The sequence below is a fragment of the Nostoc sp. 106C genome (assembly GCF_002154725.1).
GTDB lineage: Bacteria > Cyanobacteriota > Cyanobacteriia > Cyanobacteriales > Nostocaceae > Aulosira.
This window is the reverse complement of sequence record NZ_MTAW01000190.1, coordinates 1-1322: the sequence shown is the minus strand read 5'-3', so window position 1 is coordinate 1322 and position 1322 is coordinate 1. Positions and strand designations below refer to the sequence as shown.

Below are 1322 nucleotides of genomic sequence, written 5' to 3'. Positions count from 1 at the left end.
CTCAGAGGGTGACAACCTACCTATAAAGGTTGCTGCATAAGGGATAGGGCATAGAAACCACGTTGAAAATAAAGCCGTTTATGGGGTTTGAGCGCAATCAGACTCAGAACCCAATCTGCCCATAATTCCATCCCGTAACGCCATCTTTGTCCGTAGAGTCCAAAGCTAAAGTCACTCTGCCGTGGGGTCTGTTCTTTGTGTTCTAGGATACGTCCAGCATAAATATCTATCCCTAATTTTTTCATCTGTTGCCCCTGCATTGTCGCCAAACTATAAGCCAGCGCAATCAACAAGACTAAGGCTAAAAAACGGGTTTCATTAACCTTGGTTTCTTCTAAGTTGTAGCCACCTGTTTTACAATCCTTGAACATTTGTTCAATGCCCCAACGACAACGATACACTGCCAATGCTTGTTTTAATGTTGGAAGGTTAGTTAAGATATACCAAGGTTCTTTTGCTCCCTTATTATTATATTTTCGTCTCCAATAGACCGCCAGATTAAATAGTCCTAATACATCCCCTTTATTGCACAAAATTCCCTGATAAAATTTAGACATTCCCGGTTTGAATCCAAGATTTTTAAGGACTTGATACTCCTCATTCAATGCTGATTGGAAATGGAGGTCTTTTTTCTGCCTTAGGGCAAAGAATACACCCCGCTCATTAAGCCATTGAGCCAGTTTAGGACTGTGAAATTCTCGGTCTCCTAATACTAAAACAGGATAATTTTTCAAGAGAGTCAGCACTGTTTTCAGAAGCCGTTTTTGAGTATGAAAATTACTGTTTCCTACCTGTTTTAACACCTCCCAATACAAAGGAAGCGCATGAGTTCCCCAGACTAAGCTCACCATAAATACATTCCGTCCTTTCCATTGCGTCCGGTCAATTGCGATCATCCAATATCCATATTTATGGTGTTTGAGTCTCTGGAGACGACGACGCTGATCTCGATTTAAGTTCCGTCCCGTTTGTACTTGTCTAATCCAATATTTTATCAAGGGAAACCACAAAAGTTTGACATTGAGTCGAGGCAAGTTCAAAAATCTTTGTAGGTTGCGTTTGCGACTGCCATATTGAATCGGTTGGGGAAAGACGCTAGCTAAAACGGAGAGTTTGACCTGACGATGAACTTGTAGCAATAACAACAGAAGCTGTATGGTTAGATACTGGCTTTCATTCAGATGGGCACGCAGGGTTTTTTGGTAAGATCCAGGAAACATATTTTTTCCAGGGAGCCACAAAAATGCTCCCTATTTTTTGTCTTCACTATCTTCTCAAATTTTTGTCCTGCATAGCTTAGAGTTGCCTTGTCACCCTCTAAG

Annotated in this window: 1 protein-coding gene; it reads right to left on the bottom strand. The window is 41.1% G+C overall.

The features are described from left to right. Nucleotides 1–20: 20 nt before the first annotated feature. Nucleotides 21–1220 carry an IS4 family transposase gene (locus BV375_RS29225; protein ID WP_086767033.1) on the bottom strand — a complete coding sequence of 400 codons (1200 nt, stop codon included), beginning with the start codon at nucleotides 1218–1220 and terminating at the stop codon, nucleotides 21–23. Between the last annotated feature and the right edge of the window lie 102 nt (nucleotides 1221–1322).